The organism is Pseudomonas sp. MF7453, assembly GCF_016405455.1.
In the GTDB taxonomy this organism is placed as follows: Bacteria; Pseudomonadota; Gammaproteobacteria; order Pseudomonadales; family Pseudomonadaceae; genus Aquipseudomonas; species Aquipseudomonas paralactis.
Genome location: NZ_JAEKCN010000016.1, coordinates 27,330 through 50,230 on the forward strand (window position 1 = coordinate 27,330; position 22,901 = coordinate 50,230).

24 protein-coding genes are annotated in these 22,901 nt (G+C 60.2%); 18 read left to right on the plus strand and 6 right to left on the minus strand.

Annotation, left to right across the window (positions count from 1 at the left end):
* The first annotated feature begins 73 nt into the window (after positions 1-73).
* The 6 genes from xylG to JFT63_RS22880 all read left to right on the plus strand — a co-directional run bounded on the left by xylG (position 74) and on the right by JFT63_RS22880 (position 6,883).
* Positions 74-1,618 (plus strand): D-xylose ABC transporter ATP-binding protein, encoded by a 1,545-nt coding sequence (gene xylG / locus JFT63_RS22855; protein ID WP_198707346.1) that lies wholly within the window; start codon positions 74-76, stop codon positions 1,616-1,618.
* On the plus strand, positions 1,619-2,755 hold the full coding sequence (locus tag JFT63_RS22860; RefSeq protein WP_057704129.1) for a sugar ABC transporter permease: 1,137 nt from the start codon (positions 1,619-1,621) through the stop codon (positions 2,753-2,755).
* A gap of 755 nt (positions 2,756-3,510) precedes the next feature.
* Positions 3,511-3,819 (plus strand): DUF6124 family protein, encoded by a 309-nt coding sequence (locus JFT63_RS22865; RefSeq protein ID WP_057704128.1) that lies wholly within the window; start codon positions 3,511-3,513, stop codon positions 3,817-3,819.
* A gap of 245 nt (positions 3,820-4,064) precedes the next feature.
* The gene (locus JFT63_RS22870) at positions 4,065-5,006 is read left to right on the plus strand and encodes an ornithine cyclodeaminase family protein (RefSeq protein ID WP_057704127.1); all 942 of its coding nucleotides are present in this window, start codon (positions 4,065-4,067) and stop codon (positions 5,004-5,006) included.
* Between the two features lie 117 nt (positions 5,007-5,123).
* Positions 5,124-6,257 (plus strand): NAD(P)/FAD-dependent oxidoreductase, encoded by a 1,134-nt coding sequence (locus JFT63_RS22875; RefSeq protein ID WP_198844833.1) that lies wholly within the window; start codon positions 5,124-5,126, stop codon positions 6,255-6,257.
* Complete coding sequence (locus JFT63_RS22880; RefSeq protein ID WP_198844834.1) at positions 6,257-6,883, plus strand: helix-turn-helix transcriptional regulator; 627 nt, start codon at positions 6,257-6,259, stop codon at positions 6,881-6,883. The genes JFT63_RS22875 and JFT63_RS22880 overlap by 1 nt, the downstream gene beginning before the upstream one ends.
* A 106-nt stretch (positions 6,884-6,989) precedes the next feature.
* On the opposite strand, the gene JFT63_RS22885 is transcribed toward JFT63_RS22880, so the two are convergent.
* Together JFT63_RS22885 and JFT63_RS22890 are read right to left on the minus strand one after the other, a co-directional pair.
* Complete coding sequence (locus tag JFT63_RS22885; protein ID WP_057704124.1) at positions 6,990-7,766, minus strand: ABC transporter substrate-binding protein; 777 nt, start codon at positions 7,764-7,766, stop codon at positions 6,990-6,992.
* Positions 7,767-8,011: 245 nt separating this feature from the next.
* Positions 8,012-9,511 (minus strand): CoA-acylating methylmalonate-semialdehyde dehydrogenase, encoded by a 1,500-nt coding sequence (locus JFT63_RS22890; RefSeq protein WP_198844835.1) that lies wholly within the window; start codon positions 9,509-9,511, stop codon positions 8,012-8,014.
* Between the two features lie 109 nt (positions 9,512-9,620).
* Here JFT63_RS22890 and JFT63_RS22895 point away from each other — a divergent pair, with 109 nt between their 5' ends.
* The 6 genes from JFT63_RS22895 (at position 9,621) to JFT63_RS22920 (ending at position 17,676) form a co-directional block, all read left to right on the plus strand.
* Positions 9,621-10,562, plus strand: coding sequence for a LysR family transcriptional regulator (locus tag JFT63_RS22895; RefSeq protein ID WP_186561937.1), 942 nt, complete (start codon positions 9,621-9,623; stop codon positions 10,560-10,562).
* Positions 10,563-10,843: 281 nt separating this feature from the next.
* Positions 10,844-11,302: a (2Fe-2S)-binding protein gene (locus JFT63_RS22900; protein WP_032876571.1), complete on the plus strand. Its 459-nt coding sequence runs from the start codon at positions 10,844-10,846 to the stop codon at positions 11,300-11,302.
* Positions 11,302-13,536 (plus strand): xanthine dehydrogenase family protein molybdopterin-binding subunit, encoded by a 2,235-nt coding sequence (locus tag JFT63_RS22905; protein WP_198844836.1) that lies wholly within the window; start codon positions 11,302-11,304, stop codon positions 13,534-13,536. The genes JFT63_RS22900 and JFT63_RS22905 overlap by 1 nt, the downstream gene beginning before the upstream one ends.
* 16 nt (positions 13,537-13,552) lie before the next feature.
* The gene (locus JFT63_RS22910) at positions 13,553-14,893 is read left to right on the plus strand and encodes a c-type cytochrome (protein ID WP_198844837.1); all 1,341 of its coding nucleotides are present in this window, start codon (positions 13,553-13,555) and stop codon (positions 14,891-14,893) included.
* Positions 14,894-15,357: 464 nt separating this feature from the next.
* A complete protein-coding gene (locus tag JFT63_RS22915; RefSeq protein ID WP_057704119.1) occupies positions 15,358-15,684 on the plus strand; it encodes a hypothetical protein in 327 nt (108 codons plus the stop codon).
* A 126-nt stretch (positions 15,685-15,810) separates the two neighbouring features.
* Positions 15,811-17,676 carry a D-arabinono-1,4-lactone oxidase gene (locus tag JFT63_RS22920; RefSeq protein WP_198844838.1) on the plus strand — a complete coding sequence of 622 codons (1,866 nt, stop codon included), beginning with the start codon at positions 15,811-15,813 and terminating at the stop codon, positions 17,674-17,676.
* A gap of 18 nt (positions 17,677-17,694) precedes the next feature.
* Here JFT63_RS22920 and JFT63_RS22925 read toward each other — a convergent pair whose 3' ends face one another.
* A complete protein-coding gene (locus tag JFT63_RS22925; RefSeq protein WP_167346951.1) occupies positions 17,695-17,844 on the minus strand; it encodes a hypothetical protein in 150 nt (49 codons plus the stop codon).
* A gap of 186 nt (positions 17,845-18,030) precedes the next feature.
* Between JFT63_RS22925 and JFT63_RS22930 the strand changes: the two genes are divergently transcribed.
* Positions 18,031-18,285 (plus strand): hypothetical protein, encoded by a 255-nt coding sequence (locus tag JFT63_RS22930; RefSeq protein ID WP_057704165.1) that lies wholly within the window; start codon positions 18,031-18,033, stop codon positions 18,283-18,285.
* A 23-nt stretch (positions 18,286-18,308) separates the two neighbouring features.
* A complete protein-coding gene (locus JFT63_RS22935) occupies positions 18,309-18,587 on the plus strand; it encodes a hypothetical protein (protein WP_198844839.1) in 279 nt (92 codons plus the stop codon).
* A 7-nt stretch (positions 18,588-18,594) separates the two neighbouring features.
* Here JFT63_RS22935 and JFT63_RS22940 read toward each other — a convergent pair whose 3' ends face one another.
* Positions 18,595-19,095, minus strand: coding sequence for a CinA family protein (locus JFT63_RS22940; protein WP_057704116.1), 501 nt, complete (start codon positions 19,093-19,095; stop codon positions 18,595-18,597).
* Positions 19,096-19,121: 26 nt separating this feature from the next.
* Complete coding sequence (locus JFT63_RS22945; RefSeq protein ID WP_416146417.1) at positions 19,122-19,364, minus strand: hypothetical protein; 243 nt, start codon at positions 19,362-19,364, stop codon at positions 19,122-19,124.
* 131 nt (positions 19,365-19,495) lie between these two features.
* On the opposite strand from JFT63_RS22945, the gene JFT63_RS22950 reads away from it, so the two are divergent.
* From JFT63_RS22950 to JFT63_RS22965, 4 genes are all read left to right on the plus strand, one after another.
* On the plus strand, positions 19,496-20,260 hold the full coding sequence (locus tag JFT63_RS22950; RefSeq protein WP_186561947.1) for an OBAP family protein: 765 nt from the start codon (positions 19,496-19,498) through the stop codon (positions 20,258-20,260).
* Positions 20,261-20,358: 98 nt separating this feature from the next.
* Positions 20,359-20,640, plus strand: coding sequence for a hypothetical protein (locus tag JFT63_RS22955; protein ID WP_057704113.1), 282 nt, complete (start codon positions 20,359-20,361; stop codon positions 20,638-20,640).
* A 99-nt stretch (positions 20,641-20,739) separates the two neighbouring features.
* Positions 20,740-20,997: a DUF6555 family protein gene (locus JFT63_RS22960; protein WP_198844840.1), complete on the plus strand. Its 258-nt coding sequence runs from the start codon at positions 20,740-20,742 to the stop codon at positions 20,995-20,997.
* Positions 20,994-21,233: a hypothetical protein gene (locus JFT63_RS22965; protein ID WP_057704112.1), complete on the plus strand. Its 240-nt coding sequence runs from the start codon at positions 20,994-20,996 to the stop codon at positions 21,231-21,233. The genes JFT63_RS22960 and JFT63_RS22965 overlap by 4 nt, the downstream gene beginning before the upstream one ends.
* A 599-nt stretch (positions 21,234-21,832) precedes the next feature.
* Here JFT63_RS22965 and JFT63_RS22970 read toward each other — a convergent pair.
* The gene (locus JFT63_RS22970) at positions 21,833-22,690 is read right to left on the minus strand and encodes an SDR family oxidoreductase (RefSeq protein WP_057704111.1); all 858 of its coding nucleotides are present in this window, start codon (positions 22,688-22,690) and stop codon (positions 21,833-21,835) included.
* Between the last annotated feature and the right edge of the window lie 211 nt (positions 22,691-22,901).

Sequence of the window (22,901 nt, forward strand, 5' to 3'; positions counted from 1 at the left end):
TGTCGTCTATGAGTTTTTCGCGAGCAAGCTCGCTCCTACAGTAGTGTCGTCAGCCCTTGTGTGAGCAATAGTAATGCCCGACTACCTGCTGCAAATGAACGGCATCGTCAAAAGCTTTGGCGGTGTCAACGCCCTCAATGGCATCGATATCAAGGTACGTCCGGGCGAATGCGTCGGGCTGTGCGGTGAAAACGGTGCTGGTAAATCCACCCTGATGAAGGTGCTGTCGGCGGTCTACCCCTACGGCACCTGGGCGGGTGAAATCCTTTGGGACGGGCAGCCGCTCAAGGCCCAGTCCATCCGCGAAACCGAGGCTGCCGGCATCGTCATTATTCACCAGGAACTGACCCTGGTGCCCGACCTCTCGGTGGCCGAGAACATCTTCATGGGCCACGAGCTGACCTTGCCCGGCGGGCGCATGAATTACCCGGCAATGCTGCAGCGCGCCGAGGCCTTGATGCGCGAACTCCAGGTGCCGGACATGAATGTGGCACTGCCGGTGTCGCAATACGGCGGCGGTTACCAGCAGTTGGTGGAAATCGCCAAGGCCCTCAACAAGCAGGCGCGCCTGTTGATCCTTGACGAGCCCTCCTCGGCCCTGACCCGCTCGGAAATCGAGGTGCTGCTGAACATCATCCGAGGCCTCAAGGCCAAGGGCGTGGCCTGCGTGTATATCTCGCACAAGCTCGATGAAGTGGCGGCAGTGTGCGACACCATCGCCGTGATTCGCGATGGCAAGCACATCGCAACCACCGCCATGGCCGACATGGACATCGCGCAGATCATCACCCAGATGGTCGGCCGCGAGATGAGCAACCTCTACCCCACCGAGCCCCATGCAGTGGGCGAGGTGATTTTTGAAGCGCGCAACGTCACCTGCTACGACGTCGATAACCCCAAGCGCAAGCGTGTCGACGATATTTCCTTTGTGCTCAAGCGCGGCGAAATCCTCGGTATCGCAGGCCTTGTGGGCGCCGGGCGCACCGAACTGGTGTCGGCCCTGTTCGGTGCGTACCCAGGCCGCTACAGCGCCGAGGTGTGGCTGGACGGCCAGGTCATCGATACGCGCACGCCGCTCAAATCGATCCGCGCCGGGTTGTGCATGGTGCCCGAAGACCGCAAGCGCCAAGGCATCATTCCCGACCTGGGCGTCGGCCATAACATCACCCTGGCGGTGCTCGACACCTACGCGCACCTGAGCCGCATCGACGCCGAGGCCGAACTGGGCAGCATCGATCAGCAAATCGCGCGTATGCACCTCAAGACTGCCAGCCCGTTCCTGCCGATTACCAGCCTGTCCGGCGGCAATCAGCAAAAGGCCGTGCTGGCGAAAATGCTGATGGCCAAGCCCAGGGTGCTGATCCTCGACGAGCCCACACGCGGCGTGGATGTAGGCGCCAAGTATGAGATCTACAAACTGATGGGCGCGCTGGCAGCCGAAGGCGTGTCGATCATCATGGTCTCTTCGGAGCTGGCCGAAGTGCTCGGCGTGTCCAACCGCGTCCTGGTGATCGGCGACGGCCAACTGCGCGGTGACTTCATCAACGAGGGGCTGACCCAGGAACAGGTGCTCGCCGCTGCGCTCAGCCAACACAATAACAATCGGAAGACCGCGTAGATGAATCAGGTCAAACACCTTTTCACCCGCTACAAAATGCTCGCCCTGGTGATTGCCGTGGCGTTCATCTGGCTGTTTTTCAGTTGGCAGACCGAGGGCGGCTTCGTCACGCCGCGCAACTTGTCCAACCTGCTGCGGCAGATGTCGATCACCGGCATATTGGCGTGCGGCATGGTGTTGGTGATCATCAGCGGCGAGATTGATTTGTCGGTGGGGTCGTTGCTCGGGCTGTTGGGCGGGCTGGCGGCGATTCTCGACGTGGTTTACCACGTGCCGCTGCTGGCCAACCTCAGCCTGGTGGCGCTGTGCGGCTTGATGATCGGCCTGGCCAACGGTTACATGACCGCCTACCTGCGCATCCCCTCGTTTATCGTCGGCCTGGGCGGGATGCTGGCGTTTCGCGGGATTTTGCTGGGGATTACCGGCGGCACCACCATTGCGCCGGTGTCGCCTTCGCTGGTGTATGTAGGCCAGGGGTATTTGCCCCACACCGTCGGCCTTGGGCTTGGGGTGTTGCTGTTTGCCCTGACGGTGTTCCTCACCTGGAAACAGCGGCGCAACCGCGCACTGCACGGCTTGGCCGCGCATTCACTGATGCGTGACGGGTTGCGCGTGGTGCTGATCGGGGCGGTGCTGGCCGGGTTCGTCACCACGCTCAACCGCTACGATGGCATTCCGGTACCGGTGCTGTTGTTACTCATACTGCTCGGCGTATTCAGCTACGTCACCCGCCAGACCGTGTTCGGGCGCCGGGTGTATGCGGTGGGCAGCAATATGGAAGCCACACGCCTGTCGGGCATCAATGTGCAAGCGGTGAAACTGTGGATCTTCGGCATCATGGGCGTGATGTGCGCGCTCGCCGGCCTGGTGAACACCGCGAGGCTGGCGGCGGGTTCGCCGTCGGCGGGCAACATGGGCGAACTCGACGCCATCGCCGCGTGCTTTATTGGCGGCACTTCGATGCGCGGTGGGTCGGGCACGGTGTATGGCGCGTTGTTGGGGGCGTTGGTGATTACCAGTTTGGATAACGGCATGTCGATGCTGGATGTGGACAGCTACTGGCAGATGATCGTCAAGGGCAGCATTTTGGTGCTGGCGGTGTGGGTGGATGTGAGTACGCGCTCGGGCAGGCGGTAAGTTATCCGCCAGAGCACCACTGATCACCCTGTGGGAGCTGGCTTGCCTGCGATGGCGGCCTAACAGTCGACATCTATCTGCCTGACACTCCAATGATCCCACTGTGGGAGCGGGCTTGCTCGCGAAGGCGGCCTGACAGTCAACACAGTTGGATGGTGTACATATCCATTGCTGCGGTCACGGCCACTTAGGGTTCCGCCCTGACGGCGGCTCACTTTTGAGAAGCCGGAATGCCGGCCCAGACAAAAGTAAGCAAAACGCTCTTGCCCCACCACTCGGCACCTCGCCTAGGCTCGGTGTGCCCGTAATCCGCCAGCGTGGTTTGACGGGGCGCCTAAGATCAAAAGCAGATCAAGATCAAGAGCGGCTCGCTTCGCATCGTGGTTAGCGGCGATCGCAGGCAAGCCACATTGATCGCATTGCACGCGTGGGTTAGTGGCATTTGGTCATGGTTTGTAAAGGGCCAGCAAGGCGTGTCTCTTTAAATTGCAGGACATTTCCTAGACAATCCTTGCCGCCTTGTGCCTGCTGGAATCGGTGGCTAGTCTGCGGTCCGTCACTGCCAAATCAGTGATCGGGTTTAGTCGCCCGGATTCGAGCAAGCGTTTGGTCCCATAACGTTTTTATGGTGGCTGTGCGCGGGGCGCCTTCGGGTGCGCCGGATGCTCTGGACCGGTCGACTAACCTGCGTACAGCCGCCACCCTACGTTTAGTCGCGAAGCGTGTCGGCTCCATGATCATTCCGGAGCTATACCATGAATAAAGTACTACCTGATCCACCCATCGATCCCGCAAAAGACCGCGCCGCGTTCAACCGCGCCATCGACCATTACCTGCCTACCCAAGGCTTCCACTGTGTCAACGAAGACCTGAGTTTCGAAGACGCCCTGCTCTACACCGCCAGCCTGCTCGACAGTGCCTCTGCCACGGCACTCGATTGCGGTGAGCTGCTGCAAAGCCCTGAACGGGCGAAGATCCTGGCAGTGTGGCATTTGCTCGAAATTGCCAAGACCACAGTTGATCGCTCAATCGAGTGCCTGACCAGCACCAAGGCCACTGCCTAAACGCGCTTAAAACTGTGGGAGGGCACAAGCCTTAGTACCACCTGTAGGAGCGAGCTTGCTCGCGAAAAACGCAAAGGCGCCGCGTTTATTCAGGAAGCACGCGTTATCGTTGACGTTTTTCGCGAGCAAGCTCGCTCCTACAATGGGTGGGGGGACAGCCCTCATAAGCCTCATTTTTCCCTCGGGTTATTGCGGACAAAAACTAAAAGTCCATAATGGACAAATTAGTTCATCCGGAGAACCCCATGTCCACGACGCCCCTCGTTATCGACCAGGCCCAGGCTCGTACCTTGCTGGCTCAAGTCGACGTGCCGTTGATCTTGCGCAAATTGTTTTGCGACCTCGCCGCCGGGCAAGCGGTACAGCCGGCGCAACAATTGGTGGAGTTTCCCCAGGGTGCCGGGGATTTCATCAACTACCTGGGCGTACTGGCCGAAGACGGGGTGTACGGGGTCAAAACTTCGCCCTACATCGTGCGCGAGCAAGGCCCGTTGGTGACGGCCTGGACCCTGTTGATGTCGATGCACAGCGGCCAGCCGTTGCTGTTGTGCGATGCCGCTGAATTGACCACTGCCCGCACCGCCGCCACCACGGCCTTGGCGGTGGATGCGCTGGCCCCGGCGGCGGCGCAACGCCTGGCGATCATCGGCAGCGGCAAGGTCGCCCAGGCGCACCTGCGTTACGTACAGAACCTGCGCGACTGGCAGCAAATCCGCCTGTACTCGCCGAGCCTGAGCAGCGCCAGCGCCGAAACGCGTATGCAGTGGGCCTGCCTGGACCCGCGCCTGACCCTCGCCGCCACCTGCGAGGCCGCCCTGGAAGACGCGGATGTGATCCTGCTGTGCACCTCGTCCGCCGGCCCGGTCATCGACCCGTCACGCTTGAGCAAACCCGCGTTGATCACCTCCATCAGCACCAACGCGCCGCGTGCACATGAAGTGCCGCCACACTGCCTCAACCAGATGCACGTGTTCTGCGACTACCGCCAGACCACCCCGGATTCGGCCGGTGAGATGCTGATCGCCAGCGAACAGCACGGCTGGGACAAACGCACGATTGTCGGCGACTTGCCCGAATTGTTCAGCGACATGGCCCAACGCCCGGCCTACGACCGTCACGTCTTTTTCCGCTCCATCGGCCTGGGCCTGGAAGACATCGCCCTGGCCAATGCCCTCTACAAACTGTAGGAGCGAGCTTGCTCGCGAAGACCTCACAGGCACTGCGTTTACACAGGATGGACGCGTTATCGTTAACGTTTTTCGCGAGCAAGCTCGCTCCTACAATGCTTATTTCAGGAGTTCTTCATGAGCCAGGCAGACTTCATCATTATCGGCGGCGGCATTGCCGGCGCGTCCACTGGTTTCTGGCTGTCGCAGCACGCCAAGGTGTTGGTGCTGGAGCGTGAAAACCATCCCGCCTATCACTCAACCGGGCGCTCGGCGGCACTCTACACGGCCGCGTACGGCACCCCGCAAGTGCGTGCGCTGACCCTGGCCAGCCGGGCGTTTTTCGACCAGCCACCAGCAGGTTTCTGCGAACACCCACTGCTCACACCCCGAGGCGAAATGACCGTCGATTTCACCGGCGATCCTGCCGAACTCGATAGCCAATACCTGAGCGCCAAAGCCACCGTGGCACAGGTGGAACGCTTGAGCGCCGACGAGGCCTGTCAGCGCTTGCCGATCCTGCGCCGGGAAAAAGTCCACGGCGCAATTTATGACCCAACGGCGTGCGACATCGATACCGACGCCCTGCACCAGGGCTACCTGCGCGGCATCCGTCGCAACCAGGGCGAAGTACGCACCGACAGCCATGTATTGGGCTTGAGCCGTGACGCCAATGGCCTGTGGCATGTGCGTACCCAGGATGCGACCTTCACCGCGCCGGTCATCATCAACGCTGCCGGCGCCTGGGCCGACCATATCGGCGGGCTGGCAGGCGCAGCCTCCATCGGCTTGCAACCCAAGCGCCGCTCGGCGTTTATCTTCGCCGGCCCGGACGGCGTCGATACCCATCACTGGCCGATGCTGGTGGCCCTCGACGAAGCCTTCTACATGAAACCCGACGCCGGCATGTTCCTCGGCTCGCCGGCCAATGCCGACCCGGTCCAGGCTCAGGACGTGCAACCCGAAGAACTGGATATCGCCATGGGCATCTACCAGATCGAGGAAGCCACCACCCTGACGATCCGCCGCCCGACACGCACCTGGGCCGGCCTGCGCAGTTTCGTAGCCGACGGTGATTTGCTCAGCGGTTTTGACCCCCAGGTGCCGGGGCTGTTTTGGGTCGCGGCGCAGGGCGGTTATGGTATCCAGACCTCCCCGGCCATGGGCCAGGCCAGCGCTGCGCTGGTGCGCGGCGAACCGCTGCCCGAGCAGCTCACGCGGTTCGGGCTGGACGCTGGTATGCTCTCCCCCGTCCGCCTGGAGCCCCATTGATGAACACCGCTGAACAAGACAAGGTCATGCAGAACTTTCGGGCGATTGCCGATGCGATCGCCACGCTGTTCTTTCCCCATGCAGAAGTGGTGCTACACGACCTGCGCACGCAAACCGTCGACTATATCGCCAACAACCTGTCCAAGCGCAGCCTGGGTGACGACTCGTCGCTGGAGGACATGTTGGACGGCGACGTCAGCGAAGTGAATATCGGGCCTTATGAAAAGCTCAACTGGGACGGTCAGAAAATCCGCAGCCTGAGCACCGTGCTGCACGACCACAAAGGTCGCAGACTGGCCGTGCTGTGCATCAACCTGAACATCTCACTGCTGGAAAACGCCAAGGCCGCGCTGGATCTGTTCCTGTCGCCGAGCAAGCTGATCGCCCAGCCGGACGCGCTGTTTCGCGATGATTGGCAGGAGCGTATCAACACCTTTCTGCATGGCTGGCTGCGTGAGCGTCAGTTGAGCCTGAACCTGCTGACCCGCGATCACAAACGTGAGCTGGTGTTGGCGCTGCATGCCGAAGGTGCGTTCAAGGGCAAGAGCGCCTCCAACTATGTCGCCAACGTACTGGGCATGGGACGGGCGACGGTCTATAAGCATTTGAAAGAATTAAAAGCTTGACCACCTGTAGGAGCAAGCTTGCTCGCGAAGGACCTCAACGATAACGCGTGCGTGCTGGGTAAACGCGGTGCCTGTGAGTCCTTCGCGAGCAAGCTCGCTCCTACAATCAGTCGCCGTAGATATCGGCCTTGAAGTACTGCTGTGAAATCTTCTGGTATTCACCACTGGCACGAATGCCGTCGATGGCCGCGTTCAACTCGCTGACCAACGCCGTGTTGCCCTTGCGCACAGCAATTCCCGAGCCCTCACCGACGTATTTCGGATCCTTGAGTTCCGGGCCCACAAACGCATAACCCTGGCCGCGTGGCATCGACAGGAAGTCACTCAGGGGGATGGTGTCGGCAAAAATCGCATCCAGGCGCCCCGCTGCCAGGTCCATGTAGATTTCTTCGTTATTGCTGTAGCGCTTGACGTTGATGCCCTTGGGCTCGAACACCTCGGTGGCATAACGGTCGGTGGTGGTGGCGCGTTGAACGCCGACGTTCTTGCCCTTGAGGCTGGCGTACTGGTCATCCACCACCGCGCCGTCCTTCATCACCAGGCGTGAGGAGGTGAAGTAGTACTTGTGGGTGAAATCCACCGACTTCTTGCGGTCTTCGTTGATGGTCATGGACGACAGCGCCATGTCGATTTTCTTGACCTTGAGGGAAGGAATCAGACCGTCAAACTCACCTTCAACCCACACGCACTTGACCTTCATTTGCGCGCACAGGGCGTTGCCGATGTCGTAGTCAAAACCGACGATCTTGCCGTCGCCCGTCTTGGACGCAAACGGTGGGTAAGCCGCCTCGATACCGATGCGCAGGGTTTTCTCGGCGGCCAGCAGGTGGCTGGAAGCGAACAGGCTCAGGGCCAGGGCGGGAATAAGGTGGCGTTTCTTCATGATCGGGTTCTCGCGGGTTGTTGTTGGTTTGGCAAGAGTGAAGAAAAACGAGCAGCAACTGTTTTGTACTTATAATTCCATACTGGACTTTTAAGATCACCGCGTCAATTCAGAGCGAACCCATCCAAAATGTGGGAGGGGGCTTGCTCCCGATAACGGTGTTTCAGGCACAAAGACAGTGACTGACACTCTGCTATCGGGAGCAAGCCCCCTCCCACACTTGGACTTGCAGTACTTGTAAGACCTTACCTGGAGACTGGCATCGCAAACTCCGCACCCTGTTCAATGCTCTCCGACCAACGCTGCATGATCGACTTCTGCTTGGTGTAAAAACGCACTCCCTCGGTTCCGTAGGCATGCATGTCGCCAAACAGGCTTTTCTTCCAGCCGCCAAAACCATGCCAGGCCATCGGCACCGGAATCGGCACGTTGATGCCAACCATGCCCACTTCGATGCGCCGCGCAAATTCGCGGGCGATGTTGCCGTCGCGGGTGAAGCAGCTGACGCCGTTGCCGAACTCATGGTCGTTGACCAGCTTCACGGCCTCGGCAAAATCATTCACACGTACGCAGGCCAGCACCGGACCGAAGATTTCTTCGCGGTAGATGCTCATGTCTTGGGTCACATGGTCGAACAAGGTCGCGCCGAGCCAGAAGCCGTTTTCCAGGCCCGGTTCGGTGGGCACGTAGTCACGGCCATCGAGCAGCAATTTTGCGCCAGCCTGCACGCCTTGCTCGATATAGCCGCTGATGCGCTCCAGCGCGGCCCGCGACACGATAGGGCCCATCTCGGCTTTCAAGTCGCGGCCATCGGTAATGCGCAGGGTCTTGGCGCGCTCACTCAAGGCCGCTATGACTTTATCCCCCACGTCCCCCACCAGCACCGCCACCGAAATGGCCATGCAGCGTTCGCCGGCACTGCCATAAGCCGCGCCCATCAGTGCGTCGACGGTACGCTCGATATCAGCGTCAGGCATCACCACCATATGGTTTTTCGCCCCGCCCAGGCCTTGTACACGCTTGCCGTTGCGGGCGCCGCTCTCGTAGATGTACTGGGCAATCGGCGTGGAACCGACAAAACTCACGGCTTTAACATCCGGGTGTTCGATCAGCGCATCCACCGATTCCTTGTCGCCCTGCACCACGTTGAACACGCCTTTGGGCAAGCCCGCTTCACGCAGTAATTCGGCCATGAACAACGCGGCGCTCGGGTCGGTGGGGCTTGGCTTGAGGATGAAGGTGTTGCCCGCCGCGATGGCGATCGGGTACATCCACATCGGCACCATCACCGGGAAGTTGAACGGCGTCACCCCGGCCACCACGCCCAGCGGCTGGCGCATCGTCCAGTTGTCCATGCCCCGGGAGACCTGGTCGGAGTGCTCGCCCTTGAGCAGGTTGGGGATGCCGCAGGCAAATTCGAGAATATCGATGCCACGGTCGACTTCGCCCTGGGCGTCGGTGAAGACCTTGCCGTGCTCGGCAACAATGATGCGCGCCAGGTCGTCCTTGCGCTCACGCAGCAGGTGCAGGTACTCGAACAGCACACGGGCGCGGCGGATCGGCGGGGTGTCGGCCCAGCCGGCGAATGCGGCCTGGGCGGCGGCGACGGCTTCGCCTACGGTCTGGCGGCTGGCCAGGGCCACACGTGCGGTCACTTCGCCGGTGGCCGGGTTGTAGACGTCCTGATAGCGATCATCGCGGCTCACGCGCTGGTCGTTGATGTAGTGCTCGATAGTCGTGGTCATGGCAATGGGTCCCAGGTGAGTTGCGTTGGGACACACGATAGGCTTTCGGTTTGTTCCAAACCAGAGCAGAATCCAGAACTTATTGTCCTTATATGCGAACAATACATTCATGGAAAAGGCAGAAATCGAAGGGCTGTGGACCCACATTCACTGGTTGTCGGTGCTGGAAGAACAAGGCACCTACACCGCCGCCGCTGCACGGTTGGGGGTGAGCAAATCGGCGGTCAGCCAGCGCATCTCCGATCTGGAGAAAGCCACCGGTACGCGTCTGGTGACCCGCACCACCCGCAGCGTGCGGTTGACCGAAGCCGGGGTGTCATTGACCCGTGAAGTGCGCAGCGCCTATGCGCAGATCGCCCGCAGCTTCTCGTCGGTGCGCGACTCGGTGGGCGAAATTCGCGGCCTGGTGCGCCTGACTGCCCCGGTGGCGTTTGCCCGGCAACAATTGGTGCCGCACCTTTCCGGTTTTTTGCAGCAGTACCCCCGAGTGCGCGTCCAACTCGACGTGTCCGATGCCTTGAGTTCGCTGGCGGCCGAAGGCTACGACCTCGCGGTGCGCCACGGCTTCCAGGTGCCGGAAACACACGTGGCGTGGAAGCTGTGCGACACCACCTCGGTACTGGTGGCCACCCGGGACTACCTGCAACACCACGGCGAACCGCGAACCCCGGCCGACCTGGGCGCCCACAACTGCCTTTACTACCCACGGGGCAGCGACCAACCGGCCTGGACCTTCGAGCGTGGCGGCAAAAACATCGAGCGCATCACCGTACCCATCGCCGGCAGCTTTTCCACTAACAACAGCGAAGCCTTGCGCGACGCGGCGCTCAACCACCTGGGCATCGCCCTGCTGCCAGACTTCAGCGCCCATGCCGCCCTGGCCAGCGGCAAGCTGGTGCACGTGTTGAAGGGCTGGACGCTCAAGGGTGCGTTTGCCGATGAAATTTATCTGATTCGGCCCTATTCGCCTCATGTACCCAAATCGGTGACAGCGCTGGTGGGGTATTTGAAGGAAAAACTGTCGAGCGGGTTTCAATTCACTGGCGGCTGATGAAGGCTCTTGTAGGAGCGAGCTTGCTCGCGAAAAACCCATAGGCGCCGCGTTTATTCAGGAAACACGCGTTATCGTTGACGTTTTTCGCGAGCAAGCTCGCTCCTACAGAGGACAGTGACCCAATCCTGTTGAATTCTTGCCTGATCCTCTGAACTTGAAGGCGATTGCATAGATAGCTGTTGCGCGGTGGTCTAGAGTTCGACGATGGGCGACGTGCAGTCGCACCACTCCTATAAGAATTTTGCAGCACCAACCGATGATCAGCAGGTGAGCCAGCCATGGAATTACGTATTAACCAAAAGGCCTATCAAGTCGAGGCCGAGGCGGACACGCCGTTGTTGTGGGTGATCCGCGACAACCTGGGCCTGACCGGCACCAAGTACGGCTGCGGCCTGGCCCAGTGCGGCGCCTGTTCGGTGCTGGTGGACGGCAATGTGGTGCGCTCGTGCGTGACGCCGGTGGCCGGCGTGGTCGGCCGCGAGATCACCACCATCGAAGCCATCGAGGCCGATGAGGTAGGCAAGCGCGTCGTCTCGGCCTGGGTCGAGCACCAAGTGGCGCAGTGCGGGTACTGCCAGTCCGGGCAGGTGATGGCGGCTACCGCGCTGCTCAAGCACACCCCTGCTCCCTCCAAAGCGCAGATCGATGCGGCAATGGTCAACCTGTGCCGCTGCGGCACTTACAACGCCATCCATGCCGCCATGGATGGCCTGGCCGCCGGGAAGGAGACTGCCTGATGAAGATGTCCGAGATCCTGCCCGACGTTAAATTTGAAGCGCCGATCAACCTGTCGCGGCGGCGTTTTCTTGCCAGTACCGCTGTGGGTGCACTGGTCATCGGCTTTGGCTTGCCCCTGGGCACGTCACGGGTGCAAGCCGCTACCGGCGCCGCTGAACGCGGCACCCAGGTACCGGCGTTCCTGGAGATTCGTCCGGACGGCAGCGTGCGTCTGCTAAGCCCGTTCATGGAAGGCGGCCAGGGCACCCACACCGCCATGGCACAAATTATCGGCGAAGAGCTGGATGCCGACCCTGCCACCTTTATCGTCGAAGCCGCCCCGCCGGGTGAAGCTTACGTGGTGATGGAAAACGGCCTGCGTATCACCGGCGGCAGCATGTCGGTGCGCATGAGTTACCCGACCATGCGCCGCCTGGGCGCCCTCGCCCGCGCCATGCTGATGCAAGCCGGCGCCGAGCAACTGCGCGTACCGCTCAGCGAGTTGACCACCCAGCCTGGCCGCGTGGTACACGCCGCTTCCGGCCGCTCGGTGGGTTACGGCGAGCTGGCCGGTCGTGCCCTCGACATGCCGGTGCCCGACCCGGCCACCATCACCCTGCGCGATCCGAGCCAGTTCCGTTGGATCGGCAAGCCGGTTAAACGCCTGGACGCTTATGACAAGTCCACCGGCAAGGCGCTTTACACCATCGACCTTAAAGTCGACAACATGCTCCACGCCGCCGTCCAGCACGCACCGCGCCTGGGCATGAGCGTGGGCGGCCTGCGTAACCAGGCCCAGGTCGAGGCCATGCCGGGCGTGCATTCGGTTCACACCTTGCCAGGCGCCGTGGCCGTGGTTGCCGAACGCTGGTGGCACGCCAAGCGTGCGGTGGAAGCGATCCAGGTGCAATGGCAGGAAGCCTCTGCCGACTCGACCGTACGAGCGATGCCGGCGGATTTCTCCAGCGACAAATACCGCGACTTCCTCGCTACCCAGCAAGGCCCGGCACGCGACGACGAAAACCAGGGCGATGTGGCCGGCACACTGGCCGGCGCCAAGACCCGAGTCGAGGCCACTTACCATAACCAATACCTCAACCATGCCCAACTGGAGCCGCCTTCAGCCCTGGCGCGCTTTAACCCCGACGGCACGCTTGAGGTGTGGCTGCCCAACCAGGCGCCGGATATGTTCCGTGCCGATATTGCCAAGCGCACCGGCCTGAGTAACGAGCAGATCACCCTGCACTCCCCGCTGCTGGGGGGCTTTTTTGGGCGGCATTTTCTGTACGACTCGGCCAACCCTTATCCGCAGGCCATCGCGCTGGCCAAGGCAGTTGGCCGCCCGATCAAGCTGATCTGGAGCCGTGAAGAAGAGTTCCTGCGCGATGTGCTGCGCCCGCTCGCGGTGGTCAAGTTCCGCGCTGCGCTGGATGACAAGGGCCTGCCGGTGGCTATCGAAGCGGTCAGTGCCACCGAAGGCCCGACCGAAGCCCTCAGTGGCAAACAGGGTGAGCAGATCGACCCTACCGCCCTGGAAGGTTTGTCGGGCAAGAGTTATGCGATCCCCAACAAGCGCATCGCGCAGATTTACGTCAAGGGCGCGCCGATGCTCGGCTACTGGCGTTCGGTGGGTAATTCCCTCAATGACTTCTTCTACGAGTCATTTCTGGATGAGCTGGCGGACAAAGGTGGCCACGACCCGTATGAGTTGCGCCTGCACCTGCTGCGCGACAACCCGCGGCTGACCACCTTGCTGCAAGCGGTGGGCGAGCTGTCCGGTGGCTGGAAGCGTGGCCCCTACACCGCAGAGGACGGCACGCGCCGCGCACGCGGGGTGGCCATGGCTTCGCCCTTTGGCTCGCACGCGGCGGTCGTCGCCGAAGTGTCGATCGAGAACGGCCAGGTCAAGGTCCACCATATCTGGGAGGCCATCGACCCGGGCAGCATCGTCAACCCGGCGATCATTCAAGCTCAGGTCAGTGGCGCGGTAGCCCTGGGGCTGTCGCAAACATTGCTGGAGGAAGCGGTGTACGTGAACGGTATGCCACGGGCGCGTAACTACGATCTGTATCCCATCCTGCCGCCCTCGCGCATGGCGCAGGTCCACGTGAAGATCATTGAGAGCGGCGAAAAGATGGGTGGCATCGGTGAACCGCCATTGCCTGCCGTGGCACCGGCGGTAGTCAATGCGGTGGCACAGTTGACCGGCCAGCGCATCCGCAGCTTGCCCTTGAGCCGTCACACCTTCAGTTAACCCACAGGGAACGCCCATGAACAACCGCCGATTCGCAAGAACCGCAGGCTGGCTGGCGCTGCCCTGCCTGGTCGCCGCAGGCCTGCTGGCCTGGTACGTGACCCGTGAGCCCGCCTCGCCGTTTGAACAGCAACAGGCCACCAGTTTCGACCCGGCTTTGGTCAGTCGCGGCGAATACGTCGCGCGGGTAAGTGACTGCGTGGCTTGCCACAGCCTGGCCGGCAAGCAGCCCTTCGCCGGTGGCCTGGAAATGGCCACGCCATTGGGGGCGATCCACGCCACCAACATCACCCCCGACCGCGAGCATGGTATAGGCACCTACAGCCTGGCCGACTTCGATCGCGCTGTGCGCCAGGGCGTGGCACCGGGCGGCCGTCGGCTGTACCCGGCCATGCCCTACCCGTCTTACGTAAAACTCAGCGACGACGATGTGAAGGCACTGTACGCGTTCTTCATGAAGGGCGTGCAACCGGCCAACCAGCCGAACATCCCCAGCGATATTCCCTGGCCGCTCAACCTGCGCTGGCCTATCGCCCTGTGGAATGGCCTGTTTGCGCCCACCGCCACTTACGCCGCCAAGCCCGACCAGGACGCGCTGTGGAACCGTGGCGCCTATATCGTCCAGGGCCCTGGCCACTGCGGCAGTTGCCATACCCCGCGTGGCCTGGCCTTCAACGAGAAAGCCCTGGACGAATCGGGCGCGCCATTCCTCGCCGGTGCACTGCTCGATGGCTGGTACGCCCCCAGCCTGCGCCAGGATCCCAACACCGGCCTGGGCCGCTGGACCGAAGCGCAGATCGTGCAGTTCCTCAAGACCGGGCGTAATGCCCATGCCGTGGTCTACGGCTCGATGACCGAAGCCTTCAACAACTCCACGCAGTTCATGCAGGACGATGACCTGGCCGCTATCGCCCGCTATCTCAAATCCCTGCCCGGCGACCCACAGCGCGACGGCAGCCCCTGGCAGTATCAGGCGGTGACGGCGAGCCAGGATGCCCCCGGCGCGCACACTTACGCGACCCGTTGCGCCTCGTGCCACGGGCTCGACGGCAAAGGCCAGCCCGAATGGATGCCGCCTCTGGCCGGCGCTACGTCGGCGCTGGCCAAGGAAAGCGCCTCGGCGATCAACATCACCCTCAACGGCTCACAGCGCGTGGTAGCCGCCGGGATGCCGGACGCCTACCGCATGCCGGCGTTTCGTGAGCAGCTATCGGATCAGGAAATCGCCGACGTGCTGAGCTACGTGCGCGGTACGTGGGGCAACAACGGCGGCGCCGTCGATGTGAAGGCGGTGGGCAAGTTGCGCGGGCATACCGATCCGGCGAGCAGCAGCCCGATCATCCTGCATATGCGCTGAGGTAAAAAGTGCAACGCTTCGGACCATTGGCGGGCCGGGGCATTGCATACCGCAGAGAACAGGCTCCGCGACGGGTATTTCCGATATTGAGCTTATAGCTAAATAGTTTTCCACTGAACCTGGCAGGTCATCCGCACCGCGACTAACCTCACCTCAGTGTCAGAAAGGACTCAACCCAGCAGCCAAGGAGGCTAACCCCGTCCAACATCATCCTGATGCCCTCCAACCTTGTGTTGGCAGTTACAAACAAGATATCCCATCTAATAAGTGATGTAGGTCAGTGTGCGACAAACCGCTCACTCACTTGACAGCAGTCAGTAAACGGGGCGCGAGGCGACCCGTTTGATTTCTGGGTTCACTATCGCCTCTCAGCAGTGCAATCATCTCAAGTAATAAAAACCTGTCGCGAAGAGACAGGGCTGACGTGTACTCATTCCACCTAACTGCAACAGCAGGAGATAACCATGAGACAAGTTCAAAAAATCACCGTCAACAATAAGGGCGGTTACGTATTTAACTTCAAGGTCCAATGGCTCAAGAGCGACGGCAAATGGTACACGTCCACTTGGAACAGCGGCGACTACCCGGTGGCGCAATCTCGGACCACACCAAACCTGGAAACCATCGGCGTACCGCCCGACGCGCTGGCCGTCACGGTATATGGGCATGCACTGGCGGGGTCATCCGGCCAAGGTACGCCGTTTGTGGGGTATGCAGCCAATGGCCAGATCGCGACCTATGATGCAGTAGGAACAACTATCATTGGGTTCGCAATTAACTTGATCGAATAACCTACGTTCTTTTCCGTTGGATACCCGGAACCAACTTTTCGTGACTTGCCGTTAGAAGTTGGCGCCGGCGTTCCTTTTTAACACCCCACCCATCTCATATTAAAAACCACGTAACAGGAAACCAACATGAAACAAGTCGAGCGCATTGGTTGCCTTAACAACGGCATTTTCGTCATGAACTTTTCGATTCAGTGGCTGGATTCGACAGGCCAATGGCATACCTGCGATTGGAACAGTGGCAACTTCGAAAATGGTTTATACAAAGTCAGCCCTTCACTGGCATCACTAGGCATTCCGGCGGATGCAATCGGCGTCACTCCTTATGTGTCCGCCGTCGCCGGCATCCAAAATCGGGGAGAGCCGTTAGTCCAAACAGCCAATAACGGCAGGCTGGCCGCCTATGAAGTAACGGGCACGACCCTGAACTTCAAGGTTCAGCCGCTACCGTGGAAAAACTGGGCCCAGAACATCGTCGATACCCTGGAAATCGATGGTCAAGGCTACTTCTCCCCCACTCATCTCGCCGAGCTTCAAGACATCATTCGCCAGGCCGACGCGGCGGGCGCGACGGTGCGCGTATCGGGCCAACGGCATGCACAGCCGGCCCTGGTTGCCGAAGACAATCGCAGCGCCCCAAACCCCCGCCGCTGGCTTATCGACCTGTCTTGTTACGCAGACTTGGGGCCCCATGGTGATCAGTCAATGGTGCTCAACGCCACCGAAAATACGATCACCGTGAACACCGGCGTGCGCGAAGATGAGCTGGATGCCTTCCTCACCGCCCATGACATGATGCTACAGACCGCCACCGCCGGCGGCTTCTTCAGCCTCGGCGGGATGACAGCCGTCGATGTCCATGGGGCCACGATCAACGCACCGATCTTTGCGGAAACCGCCTCGGCGTTCACCCTCATGGGGCCGGACGGTCAGGTGCGTATCATTGATGCGCAAACGCCTGCAGTCAGCGGATGGTCGCCCTTGCAGTTCGCGCGCGTGTCTCTGGGTGCATTGGGAATCGTCACCTCCGTCACCCTTGAGGTATTGCCACGTCCATGGGCCACGACATTGAACTCAGGCAAGGAAAAGAACATTGTCTGTGACAACGAGCAAGCATTCATCGCCCGGTTCAAAACGCTGCTCACGGAGCATGACCGCGTTGAGTCCTTTCTCAATCCCTACACCGACAACTTCCTGGTGTTGTGGTGGGACGTGGTTGCATCGCCTGCGACGCAGGTTCCAAACCTGAAGAAAAACGTACCGAATGCGTGTGCCCTCGCGGGAGAAAACGTGTTCGGGGCGCCCTACCTGATACCGTTTGAACCCATCGTCGAGCCTCCCCTCATCGCTGCTCAGTATGGCGGTAACACCACCACCGCAAGCGCGATCATTGATGCAGGGTTCCTCACCATCGAAACGCTCTTCGATGAAGCCGCGGCGGTCTACTCCGACTTGTGGCTGACCAAAGCTTCACGCGTCATTTTCATGTCGTACTTTATCGAGCTACCGGCGCTGGATGACAGTGGCCTGAGTAAAGCCTGGCAAGGGCTTGATGCGGTGAGAACACGTATCAAGGGCTCCAGCGACTTCCTGGTCGTTGCCCCGCTGGAGTTCCGCTTTGTGCGGGGCGGCGATACGGCGTTGGCCGGGACATACACGAAAACCCCCAATGCCACTTTCGTAAACCTTGACCTTATCGGGTACGTGCCTGCTACCCCGGCATCTGATTACCCGGGTCGCCTGCTGGATTTTTTTGCAGCTATCGAAAGAGCCTGGGTTGACCTGGGAGGGATGCCCCATACCGGCAAAATGTTCGCCTTCTATGACCCCACTCAACCCTCGCAAACGTCCTCTGCCCCCTTCAACCCGGCCTTTTTGAAGAACCTTGCACAGCACCGAAGCCAGAGAACCGACGCCTTCAACGCCTTTCGCAAGGTATGCGATCCAAAGGGCGTTTTTTACAACACTTTTGTCGCCACGCTGCTGGGAGACTGAACAACCTCAAGCGCTCTTTTACTTGCTTTGGTCGGCCTTGCCTTCCTGCATCTGCACCGAGGACTTGCTGCCGCTGGTGTTGTCTTTGGTGGTGTTATTGGAACTGTCGAAACAGCCGTGGAGCATGAACGCACTGCAAAGACCCAGGCACATATAGAGCTTCTTCATGAGGTTTCACCTATAACGGATAGAGAAGGCAAGCGTCAGCCATACCCAATATGGCTGACGCAGGTGACCAGGGTTCAACAAATAGATGGAGCCCCTGACGAGTGGCTTGCCATCAACTCGCTAGCATTTACGTGCAACCTATTTGAGCTAACCTTGATCCGTTCAAGCCTGCTATCCGGTGACCCCATGGACACGTTGACCAAAGCGCAAATCCAGCGCGCGCTTGCGAGGCGGCTGCGCAACTGCCGTGTCTCCTGCACGATCAATCCGGATAACAGCCTGTCGGTGACGGTGCTCGCGCCCGATGCCAATCAGTTCACCATTGCCAACATCAACCGTGCTCTTTATCACGGCGAGTCAGGGATCAATCGGCTCGTTCGGGAAATCCTCGAAGACATGGTGGTTTCGCGACAATCATCCCGCCTCTCCTCCGTGGAGTAATGCAAAACACAACGAGGCTTGCCATGCACGATGATGCTGTTAACCCCTTTCAACGCCTCAAAATCGACTACCTGCAAGACACGCTCCTCGGCGTGACCCCCCTTTCTTGCGAGTGCATGGCAAAGGTTGTGCAAGCGGGTGCGAGCGTTTCGCTGCAAATCCTGGCGCCGTGGCCGGAGCAACTATTGAAGGCCCACACGGTTTCGATCAAAGGCGAAAGCTGCACTTATCATGGCATTGTTGTTGACGCCAGTAAGAACGACGCCAGTGAGCTGCTGTTGAATATCGAACTGCAGGGCTAGCGGCCCGCTAACCCCGCTCCCCCGCCAAGGCCCGCTGGTGAAAATGCGGCAGCCATTTCAACGCATGCAGCGCCGCATACAGCTGCACCTGCTCCCGGGTGCCCATGAAACGCTCTTTGCGACTGAATACACTCAACGCCTTCCCGGCTCGATACGCCCAGGCAAAACAAACGGTCCCGGCCGGAATACCGTCCTTGTCGTCAGGCCCCAGCAAGCCGGTGGTGGCGACTGCGATGTGCGCCGAGCTGTCTCGCAAGGCACCTTCGGCCATTTCGCGGGCCACCTCGCAACTGGTGAGGTTGAAGGTTTCAATCGTGTACGCACGCACGCCCAATAAGCGTTGTTTGGCTTGCGGTGAGTAGACGACATAGCCGCTCTCGATACATGCCCCACCGCCCTCGATTTCAGACAGCAGCGTGATGATCTTGCCTGCCGTGCACGACTCGGCGCTGGTAAGCGTAAGCTCGCGGGTTTTCAGATAGTCGATGGTGGAGGCGGCGATGGACATGGGTTCTATCCTCCTGCACAGGGCGCTCACAACGTTGCAAGGTAGTCGGCAAGGGTCAGCGCGCAGGCTTGAATCGCACCGTCGACCACCAGTTCATAACCATGGGTGTTTTCCGTCGGGATCGCCAGGCAACCCGCACAAGGCGAAGTGCCGTTGCTCATGACGGCACTGGCGTCCGACGCGAAATCCACCAGTAGCGCGTATTGAGGCGCATAACCACAGCGTTGCGCAGCCGCTGCGAGGCCAGTGACTTGGGCGTTGTTGAACACTTATAAAAAATGACCCGGCACGCTGAAGGGTTGTTCCATAATCTTGCGCGCCGCCTCCCCCATATCCGGTTGAACACCCTCCTCGACAGGCTTTCTAGATGTTCTCTAACTGCCCATGGAGGGAATCCCCAATGAACATCCACCGCCTGCAACCTGCGCTCCCATCGCTGTGCCTGGCCATTTGCGTCGCCTCGCTGACGGCTTGCGCGGGCAATGACTCAGCCTCCAACGTGGTGGCGCCGGGTGACGCCAAATCGCCAGGCACGCGAGCACTCGATACCGGTGCCGCGCTGCTGCAGTCGCGCCCGCCCATCGACGCGCTGAATGCCTATCTGGACGGCTTTCACTTCTACAACGGCCACCCCGACGTGCAGATGGAAGCCCACCACTACTGCGCCATCCTTAACGAGGAAGTGATCCAGTGCGTGATTTACGACGGCAACCGCAAGGACGCCAAGTTGATGGGCGTGGAGTACATCATCAGCGAGCAACTGTTCAACAGCTTGCCGGCCCCGGAGAAAGCCTTGTGGCATAGCCATGTGCATGAGGTGAAGTCCGGCCAATTGGTCGCGCCCGGCATTCCAGAGGTGGCCGAGCACGCGCTGATGGAGAAACTGGTGCACACCTACGGCAAGACCTGGCACACCTGGCATACCGACCTGCACAAACGCCTGCCATTGGGTGTGCCTCAACTGATGATGGGCTTTACCGCTGACGGCCAGGCCGATCCGAAGATGGTTGCCGAGCGCGATCAGCGCCTGGGCATCGACAGCACCGAGAAAAAGCGCTCACGCGCCGATATAGCCCCACCGGCAGTCGCACCCGGTGCAGACGCCTGGCGCCAGGGCACGATCATCCAGATCGACGACCCCACCGCAACGCCCCACACGCACTGACGGCGCCGCCGGGTCATTTGGATTGAACAATCACTGACCCGCGCTTGCCACACAAGAACCCGGGCGCATCCGCCGCCCTTTGCATGAGGTATTGCAAGATGTCTTACGACTATCAAGGCCCCGCCAGCATCATCACGGCTTCTCGTCACTTGGGAACTCAGGCGGATGAACGCCTTAACGAACACGTTGACGTAAATCTGACGAGTAGCGGCAAGCCTACCCTGGTCCGCCTGGACTTTGACACTCCCCTGCAGTGGCCCGGCAATCCCAACTTTGTCACGGTGAACATGCCGGACGGCACTTCCGTCAGCGGTGTAATCGCCGAAATAGAGCGGCCCGCTGACGGAGCCGGGTGGGTAACGTTTACCGTGGATGACTGACTGCCATACCGCCGCCCGCCCCCCATCGAATTGTCCGACAAGTTCTTTGAATTTTTTTTGACGCCAAATATCTGTAGTTCATGAGCATAGGGAGGCCTCATGAAAACCAACGAGCTATTTACCATCAAGTACCAACTTTACGGCGAGCCGAGGTCCTTTATCGTGCGTACGGCACGCATGAACAATGCCGAAGCATGGCACTGGGCCAGTTGCGATGCCGGCGTGGCGGTCATCCCCAGGTTCGGTCAAAACAACCTCAAGCGCGTGTCCAAGCCGATGGCGGAAAAATACGGCATTACCGATGTGCGCTGGTGCGGGGCAGAAGAAATTCAGTGGGCGGAGGGCGTTACACAATGAACAGTCAGGTGCTGGATTACACAACCAGGCAAACGTGGGATGAGGAGATTGCGCAGAACACCCAGATGTTTTTCGAAGCGGATCGACTGGATGCGCAGGCGTATAACATCATCGAACACTACAGCGGCGATGCAACGACCTGGGCGCGCTTCACGGAGGCGAAGAAGCGTGCGGATGCGCAGCGGACTGCGGCTTATCGAGAGTGGATGCGTATACGGCGTGCGATGAGAACGTAGGAGCGAGCTTGCTCGCGAAAAACGTTAACGATAATGCGTAAACCTGAAGGGACGTGGCGCTCGTGAGTCTTTCGCGAGCAAGCTCGCTCCTACAAAAAAGACACGCCCCGTCCGGGGCGTGTCAGTCAACAAAGCGTGGACTGGTTTGTCGCTATCGGGGGCATGGGTGTCTACACACCTTTGGTGTGACGCCGGACCTGTGGGAGGGGGCTTGCCCCCGATGGCGGCCTAAGAGCCGACCAGGATGCTGGACTTTGACCGAGTACATATCCGTTATTTGAGTCACGGCTGCTATTGGTTCCGCTTTTACAGCGGGTCACTTTGGAAAAGAGCCGGAATGCCGGCCCAGCCCAAAGTAACCAAAGGGCTCTTGCCCCACCACTCGGCACCTCGCTTAGGCTCGGTGTGCCCGTAATCCGCCATGGATTTGGGGGGGCGCCTCAGATCAAAAGCAGATCAAGAGCAAGATCAAGAGCGGCTCGCTTCGCATCGTGGTTAGCGTCGGCAGTGGCTACAAAAGTTGTGTAGATACCCATCGCTATCGGGGGCAAGCCCCCTTTCACATTTTAACGCTGCTTGAATCAGGGGGATGTGCCGATTCAAAGAATCGGCTTGCCCCCCGTCACGCCATAGCGCTCGCCAGAGATGTAACTGCCTTCATCCGACGCCAGCAATACATAGATGGGCGCCACTTCCACCGGCTGGCCTGGGCGGCCCAGTGGCGTGTTGCCACCGAAATGCTTCACCGACTCCTCGGGCATGGTGGACACGATCAACGGCGTCCAGATCGGCCCCGGCGCTACGCTGTTCACCCGAATTCCACGCTCGCCCAGCATCTGCGCAAGGCCGGCGGTGAAGTTGGCAATGGCACCCTTGGTGGCCGCATAGGGCAACAGGGTCGGGTTGGGCATATCGGAATTGACCGACGAGGTGTTGATGATCGAACTGCCTTGCGCCATATGCGGCAACGCTGCCTTGCAGATGCGGAATATCGCCGTGATATTGACGTTGAAGGTTTTCACCCAATCCTCGTCGGGAATGTCCTCCAGAGACTTATAGGTCATCTGGAACGCAGCGTTATTGACCAGCACATCGATACGGCCGAACTTCTCGACAGTGTCATTCACGATCGCCGTGCACTGCGCCGCGTCGCCCAGGTCACCGGGCAATAACAGGCACTGGCGCCCCGCCGCTTCGACCCAGCGAGCGGTCTCCTTGGCGTCCTCGTGCTCGTCCAGGTACGACACCGCGACGTCCGCCCCTTCGCGGGCAAAGGCAATCGCCACCGCGCGGCCGATACCGCTGTCGGCACCGGTGATCAATGCAATCTTGTTGGCCAGACGGCCCGAGCCTTTGTAGCTTTGCTCACCGCAATCAGGCATTGGGTCCATCTTGCGCTGGTCGCCCGGAACGGGCTGCTGCTGGGGATTGAAGGGTGGTTTTGGGTAGTGGTTCATCGGATTCCCTCCTGTGTATGGATACTGTTGCGAGGGCGTGCCGAGCGCGATAGTTCAGAGAAATTTTCATAAAATCGGATAACCGTTGCCGACAGATTTCCCTTTTTGTTGTAGAAGCGAGCTTGCTCGCGAAAATCGTCAACGCAGACGCGTACTTTCTGAATGAACACGGCGCCTGAGAGTTTTTCCCGAGCAAGCTCGCGCCTACCGT